This is a genomic window from uncultured Nostoc sp., from assembly GCF_964245445.1.
Taxonomy (GTDB): domain Bacteria; phylum Cyanobacteriota; class Cyanobacteriia; order Cyanobacteriales; family Nostocaceae; genus Nostoc.
Map to the genome: position 1 here is coordinate 9507 of NZ_CAXTNE010000013.1, position 25618 is coordinate 35124.

At 40.2% G+C, this 25618-nt stretch carries 28 protein-coding genes; 18 read left to right on the forward strand and 10 right to left on the reverse strand.

All coding sequences use genetic code 11. The annotated features are described in order from the left end of the window. Positions 1-114 precede the first annotated feature (114 nt). On the forward strand, positions 115-417 hold the full coding sequence (locus ACFE90_RS03850; RefSeq protein WP_375497884.1) for a hypothetical protein: 303 nt from the start codon (positions 115-117) through the stop codon (positions 415-417). Positions 418-562: 145 nt separating this feature from the next. Continuing rightward, positions 563-949 carry a hypothetical protein gene (locus ACFE90_RS03855; RefSeq protein WP_375497886.1) on the forward strand — a complete coding sequence of 129 codons (387 nt, stop codon included), beginning with the start codon at positions 563-565 and terminating at the stop codon, positions 947-949. 61 nt (positions 950-1010) lie between these two features. Here the strand turns inward: ACFE90_RS03855 and ACFE90_RS03860 are convergent, their stop codons facing one another. Further along, positions 1011-2345, reverse strand: coding sequence for a lipid-A-disaccharide synthase (locus ACFE90_RS03860; protein WP_375497888.1), 1335 nt, complete (start codon positions 2343-2345; stop codon positions 1011-1013). Between the two features lie 212 nt (positions 2346-2557). Here ACFE90_RS03860 and ACFE90_RS03865 point away from each other — a divergent pair, with 212 nt between their 5' ends. The 3 genes from ACFE90_RS03865 (at position 2558) to ACFE90_RS03875 (ending at position 7540) form a co-directional block, all read left to right on the forward strand. Beyond that, a complete protein-coding gene (locus ACFE90_RS03865; protein ID WP_375497890.1) occupies positions 2558-2854 on the forward strand; it encodes a DsbA family protein in 297 nt (98 codons plus the stop codon). 336 nt (positions 2855-3190) lie between these two features. Beyond that, complete coding sequence (locus ACFE90_RS03870; protein ID WP_375497892.1) at positions 3191-7177, forward strand: magnesium chelatase subunit H; 3987 nt, start codon at positions 3191-3193, stop codon at positions 7175-7177. Positions 7178-7228: 51 nt separating this feature from the next. Then, positions 7229-7540, forward strand: a complete 312-nt coding sequence (locus ACFE90_RS03875) for a HigA family addiction module antitoxin (protein ID WP_375497894.1) — start codon at positions 7229-7231, stop codon at positions 7538-7540. Between the two features lie 121 nt (positions 7541-7661). Here ACFE90_RS03875 and ACFE90_RS03880 read toward each other — a convergent pair whose 3' ends face one another. Continuing rightward, positions 7662-9425, reverse strand: coding sequence for an AIPR family protein (locus ACFE90_RS03880; protein WP_375497896.1), 1764 nt, complete (start codon positions 9423-9425; stop codon positions 7662-7664). Positions 9426-9597: 172 nt separating this feature from the next. Here ACFE90_RS03880 and ACFE90_RS03885 point away from each other — a divergent pair, with 172 nt between their 5' ends. Further along, the gene (locus ACFE90_RS03885; RefSeq protein WP_375497970.1) at positions 9598-9708 is read left to right on the forward strand and encodes a DUF433 domain-containing protein; all 111 of its coding nucleotides are present in this window, start codon (positions 9598-9600) and stop codon (positions 9706-9708) included. Positions 9709-9801: 93 nt separating this feature from the next. On the opposite strand, the gene ACFE90_RS03890 is transcribed toward ACFE90_RS03885, so the two are convergent. Then, on the reverse strand, positions 9802-10221 hold the full coding sequence (locus ACFE90_RS03890) for a type II toxin-antitoxin system VapC family toxin (RefSeq protein ID WP_375497898.1): 420 nt from the start codon (positions 10219-10221) through the stop codon (positions 9802-9804). Then, the gene (locus ACFE90_RS03895) at positions 10206-10475 is read right to left on the reverse strand and encodes a hypothetical protein (protein ID WP_375497900.1); all 270 of its coding nucleotides are present in this window, start codon (positions 10473-10475) and stop codon (positions 10206-10208) included. Before ACFE90_RS03895 ends, ACFE90_RS03890 begins: the two co-directional genes overlap by 16 nt. Before the next feature lie 118 nt (positions 10476-10593). Here ACFE90_RS03895 and ACFE90_RS03900 point away from each other — a divergent pair, with 118 nt between their 5' ends. The 4 genes from ACFE90_RS03900 to ACFE90_RS03915 all read left to right on the forward strand — a co-directional run bounded on the left by ACFE90_RS03900 (position 10594) and on the right by ACFE90_RS03915 (position 12539). Further along, entirely contained in the window at positions 10594-10737 is a 144-nt protein-coding gene (locus tag ACFE90_RS03900; protein WP_375497902.1) for a hypothetical protein, read from the forward strand. Then, the gene (locus ACFE90_RS03905; protein WP_375497972.1) at positions 10737-11072 is read left to right on the forward strand and encodes a type II toxin-antitoxin system HicB family antitoxin; all 336 of its coding nucleotides are present in this window, start codon (positions 10737-10739) and stop codon (positions 11070-11072) included. Before ACFE90_RS03900 ends, ACFE90_RS03905 begins: the two co-directional genes overlap by 1 nt. 83 nt (positions 11073-11155) lie before the next feature. Then, positions 11156-11731 carry a Uma2 family endonuclease gene (locus ACFE90_RS03910; RefSeq protein ID WP_375497904.1) on the forward strand — a complete coding sequence of 192 codons (576 nt, stop codon included), beginning with the start codon at positions 11156-11158 and terminating at the stop codon, positions 11729-11731. A gap of 382 nt (positions 11732-12113) precedes the next feature. After that, positions 12114-12539, forward strand: a complete 426-nt coding sequence (locus ACFE90_RS03915; protein ID WP_375497906.1) for a hypothetical protein — start codon at positions 12114-12116, stop codon at positions 12537-12539. 65 nt (positions 12540-12604) lie between these two features. Here the strand turns inward: ACFE90_RS03915 and ACFE90_RS03920 are convergent, their stop codons facing one another. Both ACFE90_RS03920 and ACFE90_RS03925 read right to left on the reverse strand, forming a co-directional pair. Further along, a complete protein-coding gene (locus tag ACFE90_RS03920) occupies positions 12605-13228 on the reverse strand; it encodes a TenA family protein (RefSeq protein ID WP_375497908.1) in 624 nt (207 codons plus the stop codon). A 56-nt stretch (positions 13229-13284) separates the two neighbouring features. After that, entirely contained in the window at positions 13285-14055 is a 771-nt protein-coding gene (locus tag ACFE90_RS03925; RefSeq protein WP_375497910.1) for a pentapeptide repeat-containing protein, read from the reverse strand. A gap of 195 nt (positions 14056-14250) precedes the next feature. Between ACFE90_RS03925 and ACFE90_RS03930 the strand changes: the two genes are divergently transcribed. Continuing rightward, positions 14251-14517 (forward strand): type II toxin-antitoxin system HicA family toxin, encoded by a 267-nt coding sequence (locus ACFE90_RS03930; protein ID WP_229472132.1) that lies wholly within the window; start codon positions 14251-14253, stop codon positions 14515-14517. Next, on the forward strand, positions 14501-14713 hold the full coding sequence (locus ACFE90_RS03935) for a type II toxin-antitoxin system HicB family antitoxin (protein ID WP_375497912.1): 213 nt from the start codon (positions 14501-14503) through the stop codon (positions 14711-14713). The genes ACFE90_RS03930 and ACFE90_RS03935 overlap by 17 nt, the downstream gene beginning before the upstream one ends. A 152-nt stretch (positions 14714-14865) precedes the next feature. On the opposite strand, the gene ACFE90_RS03940 is transcribed toward ACFE90_RS03935, so the two are convergent. Further along, positions 14866-15927 carry an L-histidine N(alpha)-methyltransferase gene (locus ACFE90_RS03940; protein ID WP_375497974.1) on the reverse strand — a complete coding sequence of 354 codons (1062 nt, stop codon included), beginning with the start codon at positions 15925-15927 and terminating at the stop codon, positions 14866-14868. A 203-nt stretch (positions 15928-16130) separates the two neighbouring features. Between ACFE90_RS03940 and ACFE90_RS03945 the strand changes: the two genes are divergently transcribed. From ACFE90_RS03945 to ACFE90_RS03960, 4 genes are all read left to right on the forward strand, one after another. Then, positions 16131-17927, forward strand: a complete 1797-nt coding sequence (locus ACFE90_RS03945; protein ID WP_375497914.1) for an ABC transporter ATP-binding protein — start codon at positions 16131-16133, stop codon at positions 17925-17927. A gap of 285 nt (positions 17928-18212) precedes the next feature. Beyond that, positions 18213-20015, forward strand: coding sequence for an ABC transporter ATP-binding protein (locus ACFE90_RS03950; RefSeq protein WP_375497916.1), 1803 nt, complete (start codon positions 18213-18215; stop codon positions 20013-20015). 39 nt (positions 20016-20054) lie between these two features. Further along, a complete protein-coding gene (locus tag ACFE90_RS03955; protein WP_375497918.1) occupies positions 20055-20309 on the forward strand; it encodes a TIGR03643 family protein in 255 nt (84 codons plus the stop codon). A 35-nt stretch (positions 20310-20344) separates the two neighbouring features. Beyond that, positions 20345-20878, forward strand: coding sequence for a dihydrofolate reductase family protein (locus ACFE90_RS03960; protein ID WP_375497920.1), 534 nt, complete (start codon positions 20345-20347; stop codon positions 20876-20878). A gap of 144 nt (positions 20879-21022) precedes the next feature. Here ACFE90_RS03960 and trxA read toward each other — a convergent pair whose 3' ends face one another. Together trxA and ACFE90_RS03970 are read right to left on the reverse strand one after the other, a co-directional pair. Next, complete coding sequence (gene trxA / locus ACFE90_RS03965) at positions 21023-21385, reverse strand: thioredoxin (RefSeq protein WP_375497922.1); 363 nt, start codon at positions 21383-21385, stop codon at positions 21023-21025. 218 nt (positions 21386-21603) lie between these two features. Beyond that, positions 21604-21915, reverse strand: a complete 312-nt coding sequence (locus ACFE90_RS03970; protein ID WP_375497924.1) for a hypothetical protein — start codon at positions 21913-21915, stop codon at positions 21604-21606. Between the two features lie 627 nt (positions 21916-22542). On the opposite strand from ACFE90_RS03970, the gene ACFE90_RS03975 reads away from it, so the two are divergent. Continuing rightward, on the forward strand, positions 22543-22752 hold the full coding sequence (locus ACFE90_RS03975) for a hypothetical protein (RefSeq protein ID WP_375497926.1): 210 nt from the start codon (positions 22543-22545) through the stop codon (positions 22750-22752). 115 nt (positions 22753-22867) lie between these two features. On the opposite strand, the gene ACFE90_RS03980 is transcribed toward ACFE90_RS03975, so the two are convergent. After that, positions 22868-23191: a hypothetical protein gene (locus ACFE90_RS03980; RefSeq protein ID WP_375497928.1), complete on the reverse strand. Its 324-nt coding sequence runs from the start codon at positions 23189-23191 to the stop codon at positions 22868-22870. Between the two features lie 746 nt (positions 23192-23937). Between ACFE90_RS03980 and ACFE90_RS03985 the strand changes: the two genes are divergently transcribed. After that, positions 23938-25608 (forward strand): dipeptide ABC transporter ATP-binding protein, encoded by a 1671-nt coding sequence (locus ACFE90_RS03985; protein WP_375497930.1) that lies wholly within the window; start codon positions 23938-23940, stop codon positions 25606-25608. The last annotated feature ends 10 nt before the right edge of the window (positions 25609-25618 follow it).

The window sequence follows — 25618 nt, forward strand, 5'->3', positions numbered from 1 at the left end:
CCGATGCATTAACAATGCAGACCGATGCATTGCGTGATAAATTACTATCATGTAACTACCTCATGTAGATACGCTTGAAGATGAGCAACTCCTACAGTATTCGTAGTACTAAAATTGGTAACAGTGCAGGGTTTAGGCTACCAGCTGAGTTTTATCGAGATATATCCTCAGTTTGCCAATGCAGATGGTTGGATAGAGGTATTGTCGCCAGATACTGCAATTTTGCGGATTTCACCTCAATCTGGTGATGATGAAGACGGAGAAGAATCAGTAATGGTGCGGCTGTTTATCGATTTTGCTATGACAGAAGCGCTCAAAAATAACACACTGCAACCTTATACAACTCAAATGTCTGAGGCTGTCCACGAACTGATTGCAGGTGTGCAATTAGACGATGAGTTATTAGAATATGGCTAAGTTTCTCAGTAATGGATGATTAAAAGAGCAAGAGAGTTGTCAAGTAGTTGAAATCTTGTCAACCTTTATGCTTAAAATTGCACAAGAGGTTTATTTAGCATCTACTAAAAGCTAAAGTCAACCCTTTGCAGGACTCTCATAAGCAATGCTGACTGAAATTTTGCCTTTCCGCTTTGAGTTAGACACGATCGCGATCGCCGGAGCGAGTTTGTGGTCATTGGCGCTATATCTAGGTTTTTCCCAAGTTAATGAATGGGTAATCGAGCAACTCAATCGCTGGTTTAACTTTGCCGAGCGATCGCTTTATACTAGCCAGTCAGAATTTGAAAAGACTCGTAAAGCCAGAGAATCCCAAAACTCTTTCTACGCTTCATTATTTAGCATTGTGCCTTTTTTGGTAATTGGTGCTTTATGTAACTGGGTTCTGGAAATTAGTTTAGGTGAGAGTTGGGGAATTAGTACAGGTATATTAGCTTGTATGGGCGCTGGCATTTATGAACTTGGCCGCAGGGATGGAGAATCTTCCGATTAAGTAAAGAAGAAAGTGAAAGAATAATTTTGAATTTTGAATTTTGAATTGTTTCCCACTTCCTTTACTTCCCAATTTCCTCACTAACAATCTGTGCTATCTTTTGGGCTGCACCGCTTTCACCACGAATTTTACGGAGTTTAGCGCGGATATCGTCCAATTTTTCTGGATGAGCTAATAAGTCTATAACCATTTCTCCAATTTCTTGTGGTTGAAGTTTACCCATAAGTTCTGGCACTATCTCTTCTTGTGCCCAGATATTTGGCCATGCTAATAAACCTTTACGTCTTACAAATCTTAGGAATAACCAATTAATCACGTTGGCAAAAGGCGTACCTACACCTGGTAGATTTACCAACAACCCAGGTAAACCATCCCAAGCACGCATGGCATCAAGTTGCTGGGTTGGCAACAAAACAATCATTGGCACTCCTAAAGCACCGAGTTCGGCAGTGTTTGCCCCCACTGTAGTCAAGCAGATGCAGCACTGGGATAATAAGTGATATGCAGGGTTTTCTTGCCACAGTTCCACAGTTAAGCCCGTTGTTGTTTTGAGCAATGCCTTGCTGCTAGAGTCCTCTGGGACAATTAAGGAAGCACCGCCAAAGCCAAATGTTTCAGCAATAGGGTTCTTTTGGGGATCGGCAAAACTAGCTAAAGTTTGTAAATCCAAAGTTGGGGCTACAGGAATCACAAATTTAGTTTGAGGTCTTTTTGCATAAACGTATTCAGCAATGCCTAGACTTAATGGTACTCCTTGGGCTAATTTTGCGGCTTTTGAACCAGGGAGTAAACCAATCAATTCAGTCTTTTGTCCTACTTTGTGGGAAGCCGTTGACGCGTCTATGTCATTAGTCATTTGTCCTTTGTCGTTTGCTAAGGATAAATGACCAATGACTAATGACGAATGACTACTAGCTTCTACCATCAAATCACCGACAACAGCGAATTTGTGAGCATATTTCTGGGGGACACGGGCAGCAACTTCAGGTTTCATCACGCCAAAGCGATCAATCCAGTTATGCCAACGGGCTGACCATTCAGCGTAAACTACTGTGCGATATCCCAGCTTTTTGCCTATGACTACGGGGAAAATTTGATCGCCACCGAGAAAAACTACTACACCGTGACTTCTCCAGTCCCAATTATCAAAGGTTTTACCCCAAAGCAAAAATTGCCAAAAATGCTCTGCTGGCTGTACTCTATCTACTTCTGGATAAGAAAGAGCGATCGCAGCTTCTTTACCACTAGCATTTGAGCAAGGCGATAGAACTACACTGATTCTCACTTGATTTCGGTCATCGCCAAATTTTTGCCGCAATGCCTTTACTACTGGGCGCACCCAGGTTGTTACCTCTCCAGGGCCATTTGATAGGATGAGAATATCTACTTGAGTCATTAGTTAATGTGCAAGAGTTAGGGGTCATTAGTCAAGAGGGAAATATTACCTAATTCGTTCCTAATTTTTATAAGCACAATATCACTGATATAATTGCAGGCTATGTTCGATAACATCTGCAAGTTTTTGCCAGAGTCATTTTCAGCCGAATAATTCTTAAAATACTAAATTCCCAATTTATACTCATAGATTAATATTTAATCATATTTATAATGTGGCAATATCAAGACGCTTTATTTGCTAAACAAGACAAGTTGGGTGAAAAATTGTATGTTGATATCGCTAAAAATCTGAAATTAGATTTGTCACAGTTCAACCAACAACGCAATTCAGCAGAAGTCAATGCTGCGATCGCAAAAGATCAACAGTTGGCTGAAAAGTTGGGAATTGGAGGTACTCCATTCTTTTTTATCAATGGCGAAACTTTTTCTGGTGCTGTGCCTTTATCAAAAATGGAAAGTGTATTATCTGGTTTAAAAGCCAATTCTCAGGTAGAGTCAGCTGCTTAAGTGGTGCGATCGCCTGGATATTTCCGTTTTTACAACCCGCACAAGCGGGTTTTTTTTTGTAAATCCAACAATATACTTAATAGCTATTTAACTATTAAAGAGAAGTATTGCAAAAAATTTACAAATAAGTGAGCAAATACTTTTAAACACAGTCAACAATTACAAAGAAATATTTCGTTTTTTATATCGATTTGTATCAGATACACGATAAAATTCCCACTGGGCAAGCGTTTTCTGATAAAAAACACATATTGCCTAAAGATCAGAAGTTAACAGTGGCTGATAATGCCGCTAGGAACTTAAAGAGAGAACACGCATCAAAGGAGCCGAAGAAGCATGTTCACACACGTCAAGTCCACCATTAGACACATTGCGCCTGATAACTTACGCGGACGTAATTTAATCAAGGTGGTCTATGTCGTGCTTGAGTCCCAGTACCAGAGTGCTTTGTCGCAAGCGGTTCGCACGATTAACGCGAACAATCCCAACTTGGCGATTGAAATCAGTGGGTACTTGATTGAGGAACTCCGCGACCCAGAGAACTATGAGGAGTTCAAACGAGAAATTGAGAGTGCGAATATCTTCATCGCTTCCCTCATTTTCATCGAAGACTTAGCACAGAAAGTAGTAGCAGCAGTAGAACCACACCGCGATCATCTGGACGTTTCCGTTGTCTTTCCCTCGATGCCAGAGGTAATGCGCCTAAGTAAAATGGGCAGCTTTTCTCTAGCACAGTTGGGTCAGTCAAAAAGTGCGATCGCTCAATTCATGCGGAAACGCAAAGAAAAATCCGGTGCAGGATTTCAAGATGGAATGCTGAAGCTTTTGCGAACGCTGCCGCAAGTGCTGAAATTCTTACCAATGGATAAGGCACAGGACGCTCGAAATTTCATGCTCAGTTTTCAGTATTGGTTAGGTGGTTCACCAGAAAACCTGGAAAACTTCTTGCTGATGCTAGCTGATAAATATGTATTTAAAGGTTTAGAGAAACAAAATTTTGCACCTTATACATATCAACAGCCAGTGGTTTATCCCGATTTAGGGATTTGGCATCCTTTGGCTCCCAGTATGTTTGAAGATGTCAGAGAGTACCTTAATTGGTACACAACTCGTAAGGATATTTCTAACGATCTAAAAGATCCCCTAGCTCCTTGTGTCGGGTTAGTATTGCAACGCACTCACCTAGTTACAGGGGATGATGCCCATTATGTAGCAATGGTGCAGGAGTTGGAAGCACTAGGCGCACGGGTATTACCTGTATTTGCTGGTGGTTTGGATTTCTCCAAGCCTGTGGATGCTTACTTCTATGAACCAAATACCAACACACAGTTGGTAGATGCAGTGATATCGCTGACTGGTTTTGCTTTAGTAGGTGGCCCAGCCAGACAAGATCATCCCAAGGCAATTGAGGCACTCAAACGCTTAAACCGTCCTTACATGGTGGCGTTACCCTTAGTATTCCAAACTACAGAAGAGTGGATGGATAGCGATTTAGGGTTACATCCAATTCAAGTAGCTTTGCAAATTGCGATTCCTGAGTTGGATGGGGCAATTGAGCCGATAATTTTATCAGGTAGGGATGGGACTACAGGGAAAGCGATCGCACTGCGCGATCGGGTTGAAGCTGTAGCCGAACGCGCCTTAAAATGGGCAAATCTGCGCCGCAAACCGAAGCTTGGTAAAAAAGTCGCCATTACAGTTTTTAGCTTCCCGCCAGATAAAGGCAACGTGGGAACCGCAGCGTACTTGGATGTTTTCGGCTCCATCTACGAGGTGATGAAAGCTCTCAAAAATAACGGCTACGACTTACCAGAATTGCCAGAATCAGCCGAAGCGTTGATGCAAGAAGTCATCCATGACGCCCAAGCGCAGTACAACAGCCCAGAACTGAACGTTGCTTACAAAATGTCGGTTCCTGAGTATGAGGCACTTACCCCTTACTCTCAACGCCTAGAGGAAAACTGGGGGCCACCTCCCGGACATCTCAACAGCGATGGGCAAAACTTGCTAATTTATGGTAAGCAATTCGGTAACGTCTTCATCGGTGTCCAACCTACATTTGGTTACGAAGGCGACCCGATGCGGCTGTTGTTCTCCCGTTCAGCTAGTCCTCACCACGGTTTTGCTGCCTACTACACTTACCTAGAGCAAGTTTGGAAAGCTGATGCTGTACTGCACTTTGGTACACACGGTTCCTTGGAATTCATGCCAGGTAAACAGATGGGGATGTCTGGAGATTGTTATCCAGATAACTTGATTGGCTCAATTCCTAACTTGTATTACTACGCAGCCAATAATCCGAGTGAAGCGACAATTGCCAAACGTCGGAGTTATGCCGAAACGATTTCCTACTTGACACCTCCAGCAGAAAATGCTGGTTTGTATAAAGGTTTAAAGGAACTCAGCGAATTAATTGCTTCCTATCAAACCTTGAAAGATAGTGGACGCGGTATTTCCATTGTTAACAGCATCATGGATAAATGCCGGATCGTGAATCTGGATAAGGATATCAATCTGCCAGAAACCGATGCCAGAGACATGAGTACCGACGATCGCGATAATATTGTTGGCAACGTCTACCGCCGATTGATGGAAATCGAGTCTCGGTTGTTGCCTTGTGGGTTGCACGTTATTGGTAAACCACCAAGTGCAGAAGAAGCGATCGCAACTCTCGTCAACATTGCTAGTCTAGATCGTCAAGAAGAGGGACTTCAAGGCTTACCCGGAATTATCGCTAACAGCATTGGGCGTAATATTGACGATATTTACCAAAATAATGACCGAGGCATTTTAAAAGATGTCCAATTACTGCAAGATATCACCTTGGCAACCCGTGCAGCAGTTACCGCCCTTGTCCAAGAACAAACCGACGCAGAAGGGCGAGTTTCTCTAGTTTCCCGGTTGAATTTCTTCAACATGGGCAAAAAAGAACCTTGGGTGGAATCATTGCATAAAGCAGGTTATCCCAAAGTTGATAGCGCAGCCCTAAAACCCCTGTTTGAATATTTGGAATTCTGTCTCCAGCAAGTTTGTGCCGATAACGAACTAGGAGCATTACTCAAAGGCTTGGAAGGCGAGTACGTTCTACCTGGGCCTGGTGGCGATCCCATCCGCAACCCGGATGTATTGCCCACGGGTAAGAATATTCATGCACTCGATCCGCAATCCATCCCAACAACAGCAGCAGTCCAATCAGCCAAAATCGTTGTAGACAGGCTTTTGGCACGTAACAAAGCTGAAAACGATGGAAAATGGCCAGAAACCATCGCCTGCGTCCTTTGGGGAACCGATAACATCAAAACTTACGGCGAATCCCTAGCGCAAATTATGTGGATGGTGGGTGTGCGTCCAGTTCCAGATGCCTTGGGACGGGTGAACAAGTTGGAATTGATATCTCTAGAAGAGTTGGGACGCCCCAGAATTGATGTAGTAATCAACTGTTCTGGTGTATTCCGCGACTTGTTCATCAACCAAATGAACCTGCTAGATCAAGGGGTGAAGATGGCAGCTGAGGCAGATGAACCATTAGAAATGAACTTTGTTCGCAAACACGCTTTGCAACAAGCCCAAGATATGGGGATTAATCTGCGTCAAGCGGCGACGCGCGTTTTCTCCAACGCTTCTGGTTCCTACTCGTCAAATATCAACTTGGCGGTAGAAAACAGCACTTGGGATAGCGAAGCCGAGTTGCAGGACATGTATCTCAACCGGAAATCTTTCTCCTTCAATTCCGATAACCCCGGAATCATGGACGAATCCCGGCAGATTTTTGAAAGCACATTGAAAACTGCTGATGCAACTTTCCAAAATTTGGATTCTTCCGAGATTAGCTTGACAGATGTTTCCCACTACTTTGATTCAGATCCCACTAAGTTAGTTGCAAGTCTGCGAGGTGATGGTAAAAAACCAGCATCTTATATTGCAGATACAACCACAGCTAACGCTCAAGTGCGGACATTATCAGAAACCGTGCGCTTAGATGCGCGTACCAAATTATTAAATCCTAAGTGGTATGAGGGAATGCTGAATCACGGTTACGAAGGTGTGCGCGAACTCTCCAAGCGATTGGTAAATACAATGGGTTGGAGTGCGACAGCCGGCGCTGTGGATAACTGGATTTACGAGGATACTAACGAAACCTTCATCAAAGATGAAGAAATGCAGAAACGGTTACTGAACCTTAATCCCCATTCTTTCCGCAAGGTTGTATCAACTTTGTTGGAAGTGAATGGACGTGGTTATTGGGAGACTAGCGAGGAGAATTTAGATCGTCTGCGTGAGTTGTACCAAGAAGTTGAAGACCGGATTGAAGGGATAGACTAGGATTAAATGGGCAGGCATAAAGCCTGCCTTAACAATGAGATAAGGTTAATTATGGATAATTGGCAAGATATTATTGATGATAGATTAGTAAGACCAATACATCCTGGCGAAGTAATTGCAGATATTTTAGATGATTTAGATATTAATACCGTAAATTTTGCAGAAATTTTAGGAGTATCTAATCAAACAATTCAGGAAATTATTGATGGCCAAAGAGCAATTACAGTAGATATAGCAATACGTCTTGGTAAAGCTTTAGGAAATGGCCCAAGACTTTGGCTTAATCTTCAGCAAAAAGTTGATCTTTGTGATGCTTTGCAAAGCTATAAAGAAGAATATGAACAAGTTATGACATTGGTTTAGAAGAAATTGTATAAAGAATAGAAAACAAGCCTGCTTTCACAGGCTTGTTTTTCTATTGTTTTGTTATTAGAGATAAGTTACTATTATTTTTTTGCTCTTGTCCTGTTCTATACAATTTACTTTATTTAGAATTTATTTTTGAAAATTCACTTTCTAGTCTTTTTTTCAACTGTTCAACAAAACTTACAGTTGTGATTACGTCACGATTATCTATATTAATATTTAAATGCAGAAACTGCTCTTCAATAATCTCAGTTCCTTTCTCAAATACTTGTAAATATTTTTGCTGGCTATTAAGCACAGATATAATTTTATTACAATACTGTTCCATTTTTCTTTGATTATCTAAGCTCGGCATATCTGCTCCTGCGGTCAAATACCTCATAGCCATAAGTAAATAATATTTACATTTTTTATACTTAGGGTCTAACTTGTTTCTATTTCTCTGATTAAAAAGATTTTCAAGTCGATAGTAAGCAAAAGCACTTGCATAATAGCTTGTTGGACTATGATTAGCACCAAAAATCTTACTACCTATTTCTCTGGATAAATCTCCATAGGAACGTGATACTCTATGAGGCTGGTCAAGAAACATAGCAGCAAAAGTTTTAATTTGGTCGGGAATTGTAATAACACGATTTTTCGGTACATCTGCTCTATCGTGATACTGCTTTGAACGTCTTTCATAATATAACTGTTCTCCAGCATGAAAGGATTCAAACGAGTTGTAGCATTGTTCTAATTTCTTTTGAAATTCAGATAAAGCTGCAAGTTCTTCTTTTTTAACTGGTGTTTGATGATTAGTTGCTTTGATTATGCTATTTATTACATCATCTTTGTCTGTAACAATTATCTTTACTGGAATTTGTAAATTATTTATACCACTTAAATTTCTACAGTTAAATAAAACGTGGCTTGTTTGACACCCGTTAACTATTTGATAATCTCGAATATTAAATCTATTGCCAACAGTATCTAATGATTTAGCTATTATCGTTATTCCATTATTTAAAACTGAAAATCTATCTAATTCTCCTGACTTTAATGTAGATTCGATATCATGATTAACATCATTAGTTCCTTGAAAAGCTCGAATATTATCATAAAAAATCGATAATCTAATATTATCGAACTCATCAATTATTAGTTTTCTGAATTCAGAAAAAGGTAGAGTACCTATATACGATTCAGATATTCCTGAAATTTCAGGTAATACTACTCTGCTAGCAAAAATAATATCTGTACTTAATGCTAATTTTGTACTTTGATAAAGCTTTCTAATTTCATCAGCACCTAGTGCCTGAATTTCTACTTTTTCAAAGATGTTTTTCTCTTCAATTTCATGTTTTTTAGCACTCATACGCCTGACTAAGTTTTTGTCATCAGTCCATTTACCTGTTGTGATATAGTACATTTTACATAAAGGTCTTCCCCGTACCATCATACTACTTTTTTCTGAGTATATATGTGTTGCTATTTTTACTTTATATTCAACCATTTCATTGCGTTCTAAAACTGGTTCTTCTTCTGCAAAAAAATCTGAAACTCCTTCAAAGAACTTTAACATATCTCCACTATCAAAAGTGTTTGATGTTTTAGACTGAATAAAGATAAATGTTGCTTCCATACGTTTATTGATATCAGCTAAATCATCAACTTCTTCAATAGAGTCTACAAGTTTACCATTTACAATAATAGCGATGCCATCAAGCCCAGTATCATTTGAACTGCCTACAGAAACATCTTCTACTTTAAAAGTCTCAGGATATTCTCGTGAAATTACGCAGTAGTTACAAAATTTTTCAAAATCTATTGCTTCTCCTTCTGATTCTATTTCATGTTCTTTTAGAAAAGCTTCTATCAAACTTTTGGTAATTCTATCCACAAAAATACCTCCGTAATATGCTTAATCCGTGATGTTTGTGGCTGATAGTAAATGTACATAAACAGACTGCCAATTCAAGTATACATAGTAACATAAACAATCAAAAACAATGCAAAAGCCTCTCAAACAACTAGTTGTATCCGATCCTAAAGTGATAATCTGAAAACCCGTAATTGTTACAATACGCATTACTGTTGAGTTGATTCTAGAGAAATTAGTTGTTGGCGAAACCCCAGAATCAATCCTAGAATCTAATCCACGACTCACATACGAAGCGATTTGAGCACAATTAAGAATTGAATGCCTGCATAAAGCGATCGCTTTGTTTTTGAGGTTTTCTGCAAAGCGATCGCTCTTTTATTAACTATTATTTTCTTTAAGGCAAAATCTCAAAGCTATCGCAGTGCTGAGGTCGATATAATCTAAAATCTCGCTGATCTAAAGTAAATATTTTTTTAATCCCATAGCGTTCAGCTATAGCCATAACACTTGCATCTACAAAATCAATTCGACTATCTGCATACTCATTCAAAATTTCCGCCACACGAATTACATCTTGGTCTGTTAAAGCTACTAAACTAAATCGACTCGCAGATAGTCCTTGCAAAAAAGCTGCTACTGTCGTTACACCTGCATTACGTCCTACCAAATAAGCTAATTCTGCCAATACTGTTTGTGGTAACAGAATTTGTTTTTCTTGTGTATATACTCTTGCAACAATACTATGCATTGTATCCGAACGGTTCAACAATGCTACAACAAAACCCGTATCAGCTACTGCTAAGGTTTTTTCCACGTCCAACCAGATTTTTCAGTAATATCCTGTTGAAGAATATCTTCTGAGTTTGTAGCCAAATCAGGTGTTCCTGCAAATAAGCCAATTAATGGGTCAGACGCAGCATTGTCAACTGTTTCTAGTAATTGGGTTTCTAGATATAGCCTAACAGCTTCACTGACTATTGATTCAGGAGATTGCCCTCGTTGACTAGCCAAATTTATGACTTTTTCAAGTAAAGTCTGTTCCAGTTTCCAGTTAAATGTAGAGTCCACCAGATAACTTCTCTCTCTTTAGTAATAAAAAATATTTTAACAAATATGGATTTGATGCTCACTATTATACTTTTTTTGTCTTTAAGTTAAATATACACAGCGATACTTACGAGAAGCTATGCTAACGCACCACTCTTCCACAACAGGCGATGTCTACGACGGGCTACGCCTACGCTTTTATACGCATCCTCAAAATGAGACAGATAAAGGAGCAGTCAAATCTGTTAGAGAATTTTTAATTAAGGCAGGAATTAAAATATGATGAATTATAAGGGATACACAGCTAGTATAGAAGTAGATGTAGACGCAGGAATACTTTTTGGTCAAGTCCTAGATATTAATGACGTGATTACCTTTAAAGCAAAAACTGTAGACGAAGCGCGTCAAGAATTTAAAATTTCTGTTGATGATTATCTTGCTTTCTGTGAAGAACTAGGAGAGGAGCCTGAGAAACCATTCTCTGGTAAACTTCCATTCCGTACAACTCCAGAACACCACCGCAAAATATTTATTGCTGCTAAAAAGGCTGGCAAAAGCATAAATGCTTGGATGGATGAAATATTAACTGGTGCTGCGGATAAAGTAATCAACACTTAGAGCCAATCATTCCAAATATTTTTTTCGCTAAAGTGCATTCGCCTTTGGCATTTTTATAGGAATATTCAAGTTAAAATTTTTCTATGGATGCCTTAACTATCAACTTTGCTCCTGTTCTTCAAATAACAGATGAGCAATTCTTCCAGTTATGTCAGATAAATGAATTAATCAGATTTGAGCGTAATGCTGATGGTACATTGCTACTAATGCCTCTAGTCGGAGGCTTAACCAGCAACCGCAATGCTAACTTAACTGCTCAACTTGGAGTGTGGAATCGTGATGAATCACTAGGTATAGCTTTTGGTTCTTCGGTTGGGTTTATTTTACCAAATGGAGCAGTTCGTTCGCCTGACGTATCTTGGTTAAGACGTAACAGATGGGATTCTCTTACACAGGAGCAAAAAGAGAGGTTTCCGCCTGTATGTCCTGATTTTGTAGTGGAATTGTGTTCTGATACTGATTGTTTAACAAGGCTACAAAATAAAATGCAAGAGTACCGAGACAACGGTGCTAGATTAGGTTGGTTAATTGATTTAGAAACTCAGCAAGTAGAAATTTATCGTTCTGGTAGAGATGTTGAAGTGCTGCAATCTCCTGCTAGTTTATCAGGAGAAGATATACTGCCTGGATTTGTCCTTAATTTTGAAGATATCTGGTGAATTGATTAAAATACGAAGTGCGATGTCTACGACGGGCTACGCCTATGCATTAGCTAGTTGAGCGTACGCATTTGCTTGTTCGGCGTACGCATTTGCTTGTTGAGCGATCACATTTGCTTGTTTGGCGTACGCATTTGCTTGTTTGGCGTACGCATTTGCTTGTTGAGCGATCACATTTGCTTGTTCGGCGGCAGTATTTGCTTGTTTGGCGTACGCATTTGCTTGTTGCGTTCATCCCGAAACAAGAACAGATACGAATCAATAAGTATAAACACAGAGTGAGTGCCGATTAAACAGTTTAAATTAAATCCACAAAAATACTCTTCTCACGCAGAAACACATCCCAGTATGTTGAAGCAGAACTATTCCAGAAATATTTTCTATGTCTTTAAAAACTCGTGGTTCTGCTGCTGTAGACAAAGCTCAACGCCGTCTCGCCCTGCTTAAATCCATCGATGAGAATCTAGATTTAGGGCATGGATTAAGCATTGAAGCTTATATCCGCCTTATCGATAATACCCGTGCCACGCTAGAAGCCCATAATACGCTTCTGTCTAATCTTGAGGAATCTCGTAAGACGATAACTCAGATGAACAATGCACTCTCAGAACTGTCTGAAAGGATGCTTACTGGAGTTGCGACTGTCTACGGTAGAAACAGCATAGAGTATTCAAAGGCAGGCGGCTCTCGCCGAAAGGGAAGTATTAGTAAAAAATCTATTTCACAAGTTCCTTCAGTTGTTGCGGTTCCAATTACTGAACCCACCCAAACTGCAACTAACGGCAAAGGCAACTTGAGCAATGTCTAAGTTTATTTTACCAAATGGGGCAGCTATTATTCGTTAAGTTTGTATGGTAGCACAGCTATGCTACCCTACTCCAAAATCCACGCAGCCTGAAAAAAGTCGCGTTCGCAAAACATCGCATAACGATAGGTTGAATGCACAACAGAATTGCTAGCGGCATAATTGTCAACCAAATTTTCTAATTGTTGTGTTAGTGGTTGAAAATCTGCACTGCTGTAAGTACGAATCCAGTCTGCATATTGATGACTAGGAATACCGTTACCAGCTAACTTTTCTCCCAAAAAGGCATACAAACGCATACAGGGAGACATCGCCGCAGCAGTTAAGCCCACATCTTGACTCCAAGTAGTTGCTAACAAAAAGTCAGTATAGCGGCGGGTGGCAGATGCAGGTTCCACAGAATGCAAATTTACTCCCCACTGGGAAGCATAGCCACTATGCAACCGCAGTTCTTCTAAAACTCCACTAGCTAGGTTATGAAATGTGGTGAAACCTAACCAGTCTGGTGCTTTAGCTGCGGCGATACTGTACGCACGGGCAAAAGCTTCTAAAAAAAAAGCATCTTGCCCTACGTAGTAAGCAAATTTCACTTGCTCAAGAGTACCATCGCCAATGCCTTGAACGAAAGGATGCTCTAGGCAAGCTTGCGCTAAGTCTTGATTTGCTGCCCATAATTCCTGAGATAAAGTCATTTTTTATTTATCATTTGTCATTTGTTATTATCCCTCTGTTGTTTCAACTCTTACTCTTAAAAAGGGAAGAACTGGAGCAAGACTGAACCAAGACTTCCCAAAAAATCCACGAAACTGGGTTTACCAGCACTTACCTTCTCATTTACGGGTGTTTGCAGTTCTTTAATAAAAGCTTGGGCTGTTTGGGTTCCAGGGGTATTGCTTTGGGATGTAAACAATTTTTCAGCAACTTGGGCATCTTGGAATGCACCTTGTCTATCTAGTATTTGGTAACGGGCGACACTGCGAGCTAAATAAGCACCTGCAAATTCTGGTTTAATAGCGATCGCTTGATTAAAATAACTGATTGCTTGCTGTTGGTTGCCTTTTTGCCCTTCTGCTACACCCAAAGCATAAAATTCTTCTGGTGTAGCAATTTGTGATGGTATCCCAACTGCACCTTGGAAGTTAGCGCCATTCAAGTAAGCACCAGTCAGTTCTGCATTTGCTAAATAAGTATTTCTCAAATCAGTACCCGCTAAATTTGCCCTACTAAATTTAGCTCCGCTCAGGTTAGCACCAAATAAACTCGCGCCACTCAAGTTTGCACCCTGCAAATCTGCGCCACTCAAGTTAGCCCGGCTGAGGTTAGCACCTGTGAGATTAGCACCGCTCAAATTGGCTCCAGATAAGTCAGCCATCACTAAACCTGCATTAGCCAAGTCGCAGTTTTGACATTGCTTGGTTGCCAATAACTGTTTAACATGTTCAGAATTTGCTGCTTGTACGGTTGTTGCCAAACTAATCGTGGTTAAAAAGGCAGCTATGGCTAGAATTTGGTTCTTCATATTCGTGTAATATTTCTTACTCAATATTTTAAGTTAACTGAGACGGATTTATACCTCAGCATTATGATACGAGTAATCTAAACAGTTTGCCCTCTGTAGTTCCCTATATCACTTATAAATTTGAGTAAACACTCACATATACCCTGATTTTCAATAAATATGAGACTATAGAAGCATTAAGACAGCCATAAAAACGTGAGTCAGCAAGACAAACTCTTAGAAAAGATCCTCTCTGGGACTTCTGATACAGACATCCCTTTTGCCCAATTGTGGCAACTGTTATATCGACTAGGCTTTGAGGAACGGATTCGTGGCGATCATCGTATTTTTATCAAAGCCGATGTTGAAGAAATATTGAATCTGCAACATAAGAGAGGGAAAGCCAAAAGCTATCAAATTAAACAAGTTCGTGCAGTAATTATCAAGTATAAGCTAGGAAGTAAAAATGATGTTTCGCTATGAAGTTATTCTTTACTGGAGTGAATTAGATCAAGCCTTTATTGCTGAAGTACCAGAATTACCAGGCTGTGCTGCTGATGGTGATACTTATCAAGAAGCTCTGCATAATGTAGAATTAGTGATGGAGGAATGGATAGAAACGGTTAAGGATTTAGGGCGTCCAGTTCCTCAGCCTAGACTGCGTTTAATGTACATTTAATTAATACACAACGCTAGTCAATATAATTAATAATAATTAATAAGGTTATACCGTTTCTTTGCCAAGCTGCATCTTATATTTACCCCCCGGCTATGCCGTCCCCCCGATGCTTTGGGGGGGACTACTATGTGCATCTTCATGCAGAATTGGTATTAGCTACTGACAACCTTACAAATCACCATAATATGTGATTTGTATTTGTCAATATTATAGTGAAGAAGTTGCAGCCCAGAACGTTCTAGTTCTTCCAAAAGTTTAGGGATTTCATACTTATGATGTCGCCAAATAGTAATTTCTTCACCTTCAGATATTTCAAGCTTCTTATCTATCCCCATTTGACTGAAATGTAGAGTGTAATTATGGTGGAATTTCATATTAGCAACTATACTATCTGTTTTTAAATCATATTTTCTCACCAATTCACAATCTTCAGATTTAATTCCAATCTTGCTTTTAACCCATCCATATATTTCTTCTACGTGGTACTTGCAGCCACCTCTCACGTTTCCATCCCATTTAGAGTTAGTACCAGTTTCATTAGTAAACACTAGTAAATCATTTTTTTCCATGCTATCTCTAAAGTTTTTTAGTACCTTATCTCTATTTTGATGATTACCGATGGTAACACCTAAATGGAAAAATATTTTCGCTGTATCGTCAATTTCAAGGCTAGCTTTATTTTGGAATAAAATTTTGGGCACACAACTATTTTCTATGTCAATTGTGGAACTGATAAACTTGACAATAGGAAACCATTTTGTAAAATTATTCTTGGATAAATTAAGTAATTCTTCACTAATATCCAAAGCTATATATTTATTAACTTTTCCTTGTTGATTAAGTCTTTTAATAAAATTCTTAACTGGATATGAGTTTCCTGCGCCAACGTCTACAATATTGACTTTTTTGCCACCTGGAATATTGTCATTCAAGTATTTAAAATTTTTCTTTAAAAGCTCAATTTCTACATTTGATGTTCGATACCATGTTGGGATAACATATTTTCGATAAAAATTGTCCCAGATTTTTGCTCCTCTACCTTTATAAGAATACTTTAGAGGTATTTCTCGTCTGACTTCTAATGCATGAATTATCCCTAAAACTTCTTCTTCAGAAAAAATAGAGTAGAACTCAGAACTTGGCTTTGCTGTGCGATTGATAGCAGTTGACATATCCGAGGGAAGTTGGGAATTGCTATGAAAATTTTGAGCCATTATTCTTGTTCTTTGGTTTTCTGAGGTATTTGAATGATTAGCTGCAATGCTTGCCAAAGAGGTATTTTCCCATGCCGTTGTCCCAAAATTTGAACTAAAATTTGGACTTGTCACCAGAAATAGATCCCACGTTACGTACTAGGCAATTGGTTTTTTACATCAAAATACGAGATAATTTTCCTAAGATACAGGGGTGAATTCCAGTGGTTCAGCAACCAGAACTCCAGGAAACTTCGTCGATACAGTCAATCCAGCGTGTGCTTAGGACTTTAAGCACTTACCGATGGACTTCGCTAGGAGCATTGGTGAGCCTGTTGCTGTTGACGATCACAAACGCAGTTACCCCACAACTATTTCGGTGGGGAATTGATCAGGGCATCACAGAAAATAACCTCCAAATTGTGCTATATAGCGCCGCCTGGATGGTACTTGCTGCGATCGCTCGTGGTGTATTTAACTTCGGACAAAGCTATTTAGCAGAAGCAGCGTCTCAAGGTGTAGCTTATGACCTGCGAAACAAAATTTTTAGCAAAATTCAAAATCTCAGTTTCAGTTATCATGACCAGGCGCAAACTTCTCAACTGTTAACCCGTGTCACCAGCGATATTGAGCAGATCCGTACCTTTGTTGGCACTAGCTTAATTCAGGTCATCAGTTCAATTGTGACATTAGTGGGTATTTCAATAGTTTTGCTGGTGATGAACTGGCAACTAGCACTGATTACACTAACGGCAGTGCCCATAAATGCATGGTTGATGGCACTATTTATCACTCGGAATAACAAACTTTTTCGGCAAGTACAAGAGCAACTAAGCGACCTCAATGCTGTATTGCAAGAGAACTTGCTAGGAATCCGGGTGGTAAAAGCGTTCGTCCGGGAATCAACCGAAAGGTCGCGTTACACAACCAAGAATGATGGTCTAGTGAAGGCAAACATGAAGACCATTAGCGCCATCCACAATATCTTCCCCTTTATCTTTTTGGTGAGTAACTTGGTAACGCTGGCAGTTTTTGCCTACGGGGGAGCGCAAGTGATTGGGCGGAAGTTCTCTATTGGCGAACTGGTGGCGTTTAACTCCTACCTAGCCTTGATTCTCCAACCAATTTTATTGATTGGATTCGCTGCACCTGCGATCGCTCAATCAACTGCTTCCGCCGAACGAGTCTACGAAGTTGTAGATGCGGAGATAGAAATTCGCGATCGCCTTGATGCTGTACCATTTGACACCTGTGGTGGTAGAATCACCTTTGAAAATGTTTCCTTTCGCTATCCGGGAGCCAGCACTGAAACTCTTAAAGAAGTTTCCTTTGAAACCAAACCTAACGAGTTAATCGCCGTTTTAGGGATGACTGGTTCCGGGAAAAGCACAATTATGAACTTAATTCCCCGTTTTTATGATGTCACAGGGGGAGCAGTTCGCATTGACGGACGAGATGTAAAAAGTTTCACCCTCAAAAGCCTCAGATCGCGGATTGGTATTGTATTTCAGGAAACCACCCTCTTCTCTGGTACAATCCGCGAAAATATTGCCTACGCAAAACCCGATGCAACTCTAGATGAGGTGATTGAGGTTGCCAAAACTGCCCAAATACACGATTTTATCAGTAGTATACCCGATGGCTACGAGACGATTGTGGGTGAACGGGGTGTAGGCTTATCTGGTGGGCAAAAACAACGAATTGCGATCGCTCGTACCTTACTAACCGATTACAGCATTCTGATTTTGGACGATAGCACCTCGGCTATAGATGCTAAAACGGCTGCCCAGATTCAAGCCGAACTAGATAGCTTAATGCGTCAAAAAGCTTGTACAACTTTTGTAGTAGCTCAACGCATCAGCACTATCAAGAATGCCGATCGCATTTTTCTCATAGATAAAGGACGATTGGTAGCACAAGGTACACACGAAGAATTGATGCAAACCAGCCCACTCTACGGTGTGATTTTAGAATCTCAAGTAAAGCAAAAGGAAAAAATAATACCAAATTATCAAAAGTAATCTAATACACTTGACTTAAGCATTTTTTCCTTCTCTTCCTTCTCTTCCTTTGCGCTCTTTGCGTCCTTTGCCGCAGGCTACCGCAAAGACGCATAGACACGTTCGCGGAGCGTTCCTGCAGGGTAGGATACAAAGAAAGAATTTAAAAGGGTTTGGCGCAGCATCACAAAGAAATAATATTAACCCAAGGGTATTAATAAATAGTCTCGTTTGAGATTTTTATAACAACTAAATAAAAACAAAGACTTTTAATCCAAAATCCAAAATCCAAAATCCAAAATTGCTATGAGAGGTACAGTTCCCGTTGTTGCATCTAAGGAAAACGCGAGTCAGCAACTTTCCACCTTGCGGCGCTTTTTGCAATACCTGTTACTTTATCGCAAAGAAATTCCCATCGCCCTGACGTTAGTATTTATTGGTGCTGTAACCCAGGCGATTGGGCCATTTTTCATCGGTTGGTCGATTGATCACCTAATTGCACAAGGTAATTTGCAGGGGCTGCTGCTGTTATTAGGACTACTAGCACTGAACTACGGACTTGGCGTATTAGCAATCCGGGGTCAAATTATTCGAGTCGGCTGGATTATGCAGCGATTGCTGGCTCAACTGAGGCAAGATATTTTCACTAAAATCCAAAGTCTGCCACTTAGCTTTTTTGATCGCAGCGAAGCGGGCGATTTAATGAGCCGCCTGCTGAATGATGTCAATACTGTAAATCAGGCATTTGGACTGACGATCGCCCAAATGCTAGGCAACACTTTCAGTTTGGTAGGCATCATCATTGCGATGCTCTCAATCAACCTGCAACTCGGTTTGTTGAGCAATCTGGTTGTGCCACTGATGATTTTTACCACAAGCTTATTTGCCCGTTGGGCAAGAGCCAGGTTTCGCGTTACCCGACAAACTATTGGGCAGCTTTCCGCCAAGTTAGAAGAAGATATTGGCAGCGTCAAAGAAGCACAGGCATTTAATCGTGTACAGATGAATATTCAAGAGTTCGATGTTCTTAACGCTGCCAATAGAGATGCTAACGTCGAGGCTGTAGCAATTACTTCGGCCTTTTTGCCCTCCATTGATTTTCTCAACACCCTAGCAACCGCAGGTGTGTTGGCTTATGGTGGCTATCTTGCGGTTACTGGATCTGCAACAGTGGGTGTGGTGACAGCCTTTTTACTTTACGTCCAGCAGTTCTTCCGCCCAATCCAAATTCTCAGCCAGTTTTACACCCAAGCTCAATCTGCCTTCGCCGGATTAGATCGAATCTTTCTATTGCTAGATGAACCATCACAACTCAAAGACGCACCCGATGCTACAGAAATGCCGCCTATTCAGGGTGAAGTGACATTTGATAATGTCAAGTTTGGCTACAACCCAGATCAACTGGTTCTCAAAGGGGTAAATTTGCACGCCTATCCAGGGCAGATGATTGCATTAGTAGGGCAGACCGGTTCGGGAAAAAGTACAATTATTAACTTGATTTTGCGCTTCTACGAGGTATCTGGCGGTGCAGTGAAAATTGATGATATTGATGTGCGTAGCGTTACTCAAGCAAGTCTGCGGCGTCAAATTGGCATCGTTCTGCAAGACAATATTTTGTTTAGTGGCACTGTAGCCGAAAACATTGCTTTTGGCTGTGCCCATGCTACTCAAGCTGATATCGAAGCGGCTGCACAGTTGGCAAATGTGCATGAGTTCATTACCTCACTACCACAAGGCTATACAACTCAATTGGGTGAACGGGGAGCGCCCTTGAGCCAAGGACAGCGACAACTGATCAGTATTGCTCGTGCGGTGTTGATTAACCCCCGAATTCTGATTCTTGATGAGGCAACTAGCAGCATTGACACGCGTACAGAAGCGTTAGTACAAACTGCGATCGCTCGCCTGTTGCAAGATCGTACCAGCTTCATAATTGCCCACCGCCTCAGTACAGTTACCCAGGCAGATCGAGTGTTAGTAATTCAGCAGGGACAAATTGTAGAGCAGGGTACTCACGCCGAACTCATCAATCAGCAAGGAGTCTATGCCAACCTTTATGCCCTGCAACTGGGTGCAGCAGACACAACTGTTCTTGAAAACAAAAAGTAAAATATATATAGCTCTAATTTATTAATTGCCAGCAAAAAAATGAAACTACCTGACCTCGATTCACAAACCATCGATCGCATCATTGAAATGGCATGGGAAGATAGAACATCTTTTGATGCCATTGAGGCTCAGTTTGGGCTGCTGGAGAAAGAGGTAATTGCCCTAATGAGGCGCGAAATGAAAGAATCTAGTTTCCAGATGTGGCGAGAGCGAGTCACCAAACGCGGTACAAAACATTTATCTAAGCGAGAATTTATTGCAGGTCGCTTTAAATCACACAATCAAAAAACGTAAGTAATTGGGTGAAAACTACCGAATTTAGAAGCACAATGACGAAAGTTACACTATACATTGCAGCTAGTTTGGATGGCTACATCGCTCGCAGTGATGGCGGAATTGATTGGCTATCAATCCTTGATACAGAAGGTGAAGACTACGGCTACACTGATTTTTACGAATCGATTGATGCGATTGTGTTAGGTAGCAAGACGTATGAAGTAGGGCTTGGTCTTGATGAATGGCCTTATCCAGAAAAAAAATCCTTTGTTTTCACTCAGCGCCCTCTCCAATCTGACCGTAAGGACGTTACATTTGTTTCTGATACAGTGGAGCCAGCCTTAGCAAATATAGAGGCTCAAGGTTATGAAAACATCTGGTTAGTTGGTGGCGGAGCATTAATCAATTCGTTTCTTCAGCACAGCTTGATTGATGAATATATTATTTCAACTATTCCAACTATCTTAGGTGGCGGTATACGCCTTTTCCCACCGCCTAGCCCTGAAGAAAAATTGGAACTGATTAGCTCAAAACAATATTCTACTGGCTTAGTCCAAGCACATTATAAGCGAAAAGAAAACGTTTAAAAATTTATAATTCATAATTATGCTTTAAGTAGTGAGAAGTCCGAGGGTCGGCTTCCAAGGCTCGGAACTTCATGGAATTTAAACACCACTTGAAACGTCACTGCCGTTATTAGGCATCGGGTATAAACCCTTATTAATTATGGATTACGAATCAGTGGTTGAAACAACCTCAAGAAGCTTCTGAACAGCTTCGCTAAACTGCTCGTAAGGCGAAACTCCTACGATAGTTTCTGCTAAAACACCATTATTAAAGATTAAAACTGCTGGAATACTGCGAAGACCGAATCTTTTGAAAATTGGCTTGTTGCTGTCAACATCTACCTTAACGACTTTGGCGCGACCTTTGTATTCCTCAGCAAGTTGATCCATTAACGGACTAACTAGACGACAGGGGCCACACCAAGTAGCAGTAAAATCAACGACAACAACTTTCTCTTCACTTCCAGTTAAAACAGCATCAAATTCACTTTCTTGAACGTAAGCAACTATGTGAGTATCTGTAGACATTTTTTAATCCTTTAGTGTCAACTAAAATTTCAGCAAAAAGCTAACTATACAAACTATACTCCCTTCTGCCTGTCAGATTCACCAGTCACCTACATTGGTAAACCCCCACAGATAACTTTTTCTTAGTAGCGAGCGCAGATTTAATAATTTATAACTTTCTTACATAGGGTGCGTTAACGCACCCTACCAACAGACCTAATCCAAAAGGGGTAGAGCCGTCAAGAGTCATTCTCTGAAGAGAATAGTTCTAACAACCCAATTGTGCCTACGAAAAAAGTATAAGTAGCATATTTTATTGGCATCTTTTTTCTTGAAGGTGCATAAAAAGCTGCTATAATACTTTCGAGAAAATGGCTAGTCATAGCAAAACGTTCAATCCAAAAAATTGGATTAAGGCTGGTTGGTAGATTAGTATTAGTTATTGCTGCATAAATATTCCATGATTCCAATCCAATTGCGCTTGTTATAAGCATTGTGGATATAATTTTTACAAAAGTAAAAACGTTCCTTTTTATAAGTTTTAAGTTCATATAATTCACAAAAAATTATTTAAAATATCCAGCAATACTCGGTGAAGTAATACACAAGTTAATGTATGAGGACTTATGCAGAAACTATCTCAAACTATTCGCCGTGTTCTCTTTGTCTCTGTGGTAGCCTGCGGCAAGCTGCTTTAGTCTAGGTTTTTCCGGTACTCATGTATAGCCCTATATGTGTTATCTAAAATTCCTCTTAAGTCAACCAATCTTATATCATGATTTCCATTTTTGTAAAAGCCTCTAAAAATACGGGCATGGTGTATTAAGCCTGCCATACCCGTAAACACTACTACCGTAAGGCAGAAGTCAAAAGTTACGTATAATTGTATTACGAGCTTCTTGCGCCATTTGAAATGGTATGTTTATTTACGCCGTGCTGTAGTACTACGAGTAATGAAGATTAAAATAGTGAACAGTTAACAGTTATCAGTTATCACGGCTTCAGTCGGGATTTAACCCCGGCTAAAACACACCACTTATATTCGTGGGAAACTCTGACTCCCAACTAATAATTGATAACTGTTAAATCACCAGATATTTAAAAAATGGTAAAAATGTGGAATAATACATAGGTGGTAAATTTAATTGCGTTCCGTAAATTGATAAAAATATAAAGCTATGATTACTCAAAATTACAATTCAATTCATGTTGAAAATAACTTGCTTAAACAAATCAAGGTTAAAGAGAATCAGCTAAAAATTGCACAAGAATCTAATATGCTCCATGTAGCAGAAGCATTACAAAATGAATTATTAAAGTTACAAGGTCAATTATCAGAATCGCAAGACGTTGAAGTTCAAGCCTTGATGGGTTTGCTAGACGATTAATATTGTAAATTTGTGTTGCAAAGTTTATCAAAACACAAAAGCTCTGTAAACAGGAACCAGGGCATACTGATTTTGATGCATTGGGTTCTAAGGTTTCGTAAACTCACGATAATTCTTACCTAGTTAAGATATTAGGGTTTTGCTGAGTATGTGGTGTTTTAATCTGCGGTAATGAATTAATCTTAAGAACAGGTTTAATTGGGCGCAGTTGCCTTAGCTTAAGAATTTGAATTTCTCTCTCAATCGAATTTTTTCCTTGCCTAAAAAAGTCTTGGGAGTTATATGGTACTAAGTCGCGGGATAGATGTTGAGCTTGTGCTGGAGTCAAACTAGGAAGGGGTTGTTCAGCATTGGCAGAAGTCTGTATAGCCAGAAAAAAAGCCGTTGAAAGCACCAAGGGTTTTATTTTTATACATCCAGTGAATATCAGGTTAAACATGATTGATACATCTGTTGTGTGAATGCTGTATCAAACCATTTTGTGTTGGTCTGATTATAAGTAAAGTATACTTATTAACTTACTAATTACCTCCCACAAATGGGTGAATTAATCAGCTAAAGCTTTATCGAACAGAATTCAGGAGTTAGGAGTCAGAATTTAGTAGGCATAAACCGTTCAGAATTTAAAGTTCCTCTCTTATAGCTAAAGCCAGTTTTAACGGACTATAATCTTTTCTCAGTCGTCCTTAGACAACTTTTGTTATTAGACTCAGAATTCATTCTGAGGCGGGCTAAATGAGAATGAAATAGCCCTTGGTGTTGGCGAATCTTCGGGAGCTAAATGTCGTCAACTCAATTTTATTGCGCTATATTTGGATTCCTAGCAAAGATGCGAAACTGAATGATTTTATCTAAGGTAACTGAGAAAGAAACAGCCCTATTAGATTGCCCGGGTACGCGATCGCACCCTTGGCAATACATCATCTAAATTATTCCGAGGCGGAATAGAAACGCAGTGCGAGATTATTAATAAAGATATGGCTGCGGTAAGACTTGTGTGTACACAGTAGCCTTAAAAAGGGGGGCTAGGGGGATCAGTTAGTGCCTAAAATCACAGCCAACCATTTTTCAAACAACCTCTAAGACAATAAAGATGTTCGTACAACGAAGGTTTAATACTAATCTGATAGACTATCTTAAATTTGAAATTATAAAAACTGGTAGCTCAGGGCTGATAACTAAACTATGAGTGAAGCCTTATTCTGTATCGAAAATCTGCGAGTTGCCTATCCTGCGCGGAGTGGAGAAGAAGCAACCTGGGCGGTTGATGATGTATCTTTCACCTTGCAACCAGGTGAAAGAATGGGATTGGTGGGAGAGTCGGGTTGTGGTAAGTCAACTATAGGACGGGCAGTAATGCGTTTACTACCAGCCTCTAGTCGGATTGAGGGACGGGTGACATTTCAACGACAGTCGGTGTTTGACTTGATGCCTAACCAATTGCGGAAATTTCGGGGAGAAACGATCGCCTTAATTTTTCAAGATCCCATGACACGCCTCGATCCACTGATGACGATTGGTAAGCATTGTATCGAAACCCTCCAGGCGCACTCACCAGAATTATCAACGCAAAAAGCCAAAGAGAAAGCACTTGCAACCTTGGCAAAGGTGAATATTCCAGCTAGTCGTTGGAATCAGTATCCCCACGAGTTTAGTGGGGGAATGCGCCAACGAGTAGCGATCGCTTTAGCTTTACTCCTCAACCCCAAGTTAATTGTTGCTGATGAACCCACCACCAGTTTGGATGTCACCGTCTCCGCGCAGATATTAAAAGAATTAACTCGTCTGTGCGGTGAAGAAAACATGGGATTGTTGCTGATTTCTCATGATTTAGCAATGGTGGCTGAGTATTGCGATCGCATTGGCGTCATGTACAACGGCAAAATGGTTGAAATGGGTTCTACAGAAACCGTATTTAGACACCCTCAACATGAATATACGCGATCGCTCTTAAAAGCAGCTTTACATATTCAAGCAGTAAATGATGACGGAGAATTGATCATTGCCAATGACTCAGAAAAGCAATTACCGATTGTTAATGATAAATCCCCAATTTTGAGTGTCAGTGAACTCAAGCAACACTACACTATAGAACCTAACTTTATCGAACGACTGTTTAAGACACAAGCCCAGACAATTAAAGCAGTAGATGGTATCAACCTAGATATTTATCCCGGAGAAATTCTCGGTTTAGTTGGGGAATCAGGTTGTGGTAAAAGTACACTATCACGAACAATCTTGCAACTGATTCGTCCTACTAGTGGCAAAGTTGAGTTTTTAGGACAGGATTTAACTAAACTGTCGCGTCAAGAAATTCGCTCCTCACGGCGACAAATACAAATGGTTTTTCAAGATCCCCATGCTTGTCTCAATCCAGCCATGACAGTAGGACAAAGTATCGCTGATCCTTTATTTATCCACAATCTAGCCGATCCCGTTAAGGCAAAAGAACAGGTTTTGTGGATGCTAGAGAAAGTTGGGTTAACACCGCCAAAAGTGTATTATGAGCGTTATCCATCAGATTTGTCTGGGGGACAGCAGCAAAGAGTTGCGATCGCTCGTGCTTTGATTACTCACCCTAAACTTTTAATCTGCGATGAACCCGTAAGTATGTTAGACGCTAGCGTGCAGTCGCAAGTGCTGGATTTGATGTTGCAATTGAAAGAAGAATTTGAGTTAACTTATCTGTTCATCACTCATGATCTTTGGTTAGCTCGATTTTTGTGCGATCGTATTGCCGTGATGAATGGCGGTAAAATTGTCGAACTCGGTTTGACAAAAACCATTTTTGCTAATCCTCAGCACCCTTATACCAAAACCTTACTAGCTGCTGCCCCCTTACTAGCACGCGCTTAACCAAACAAAC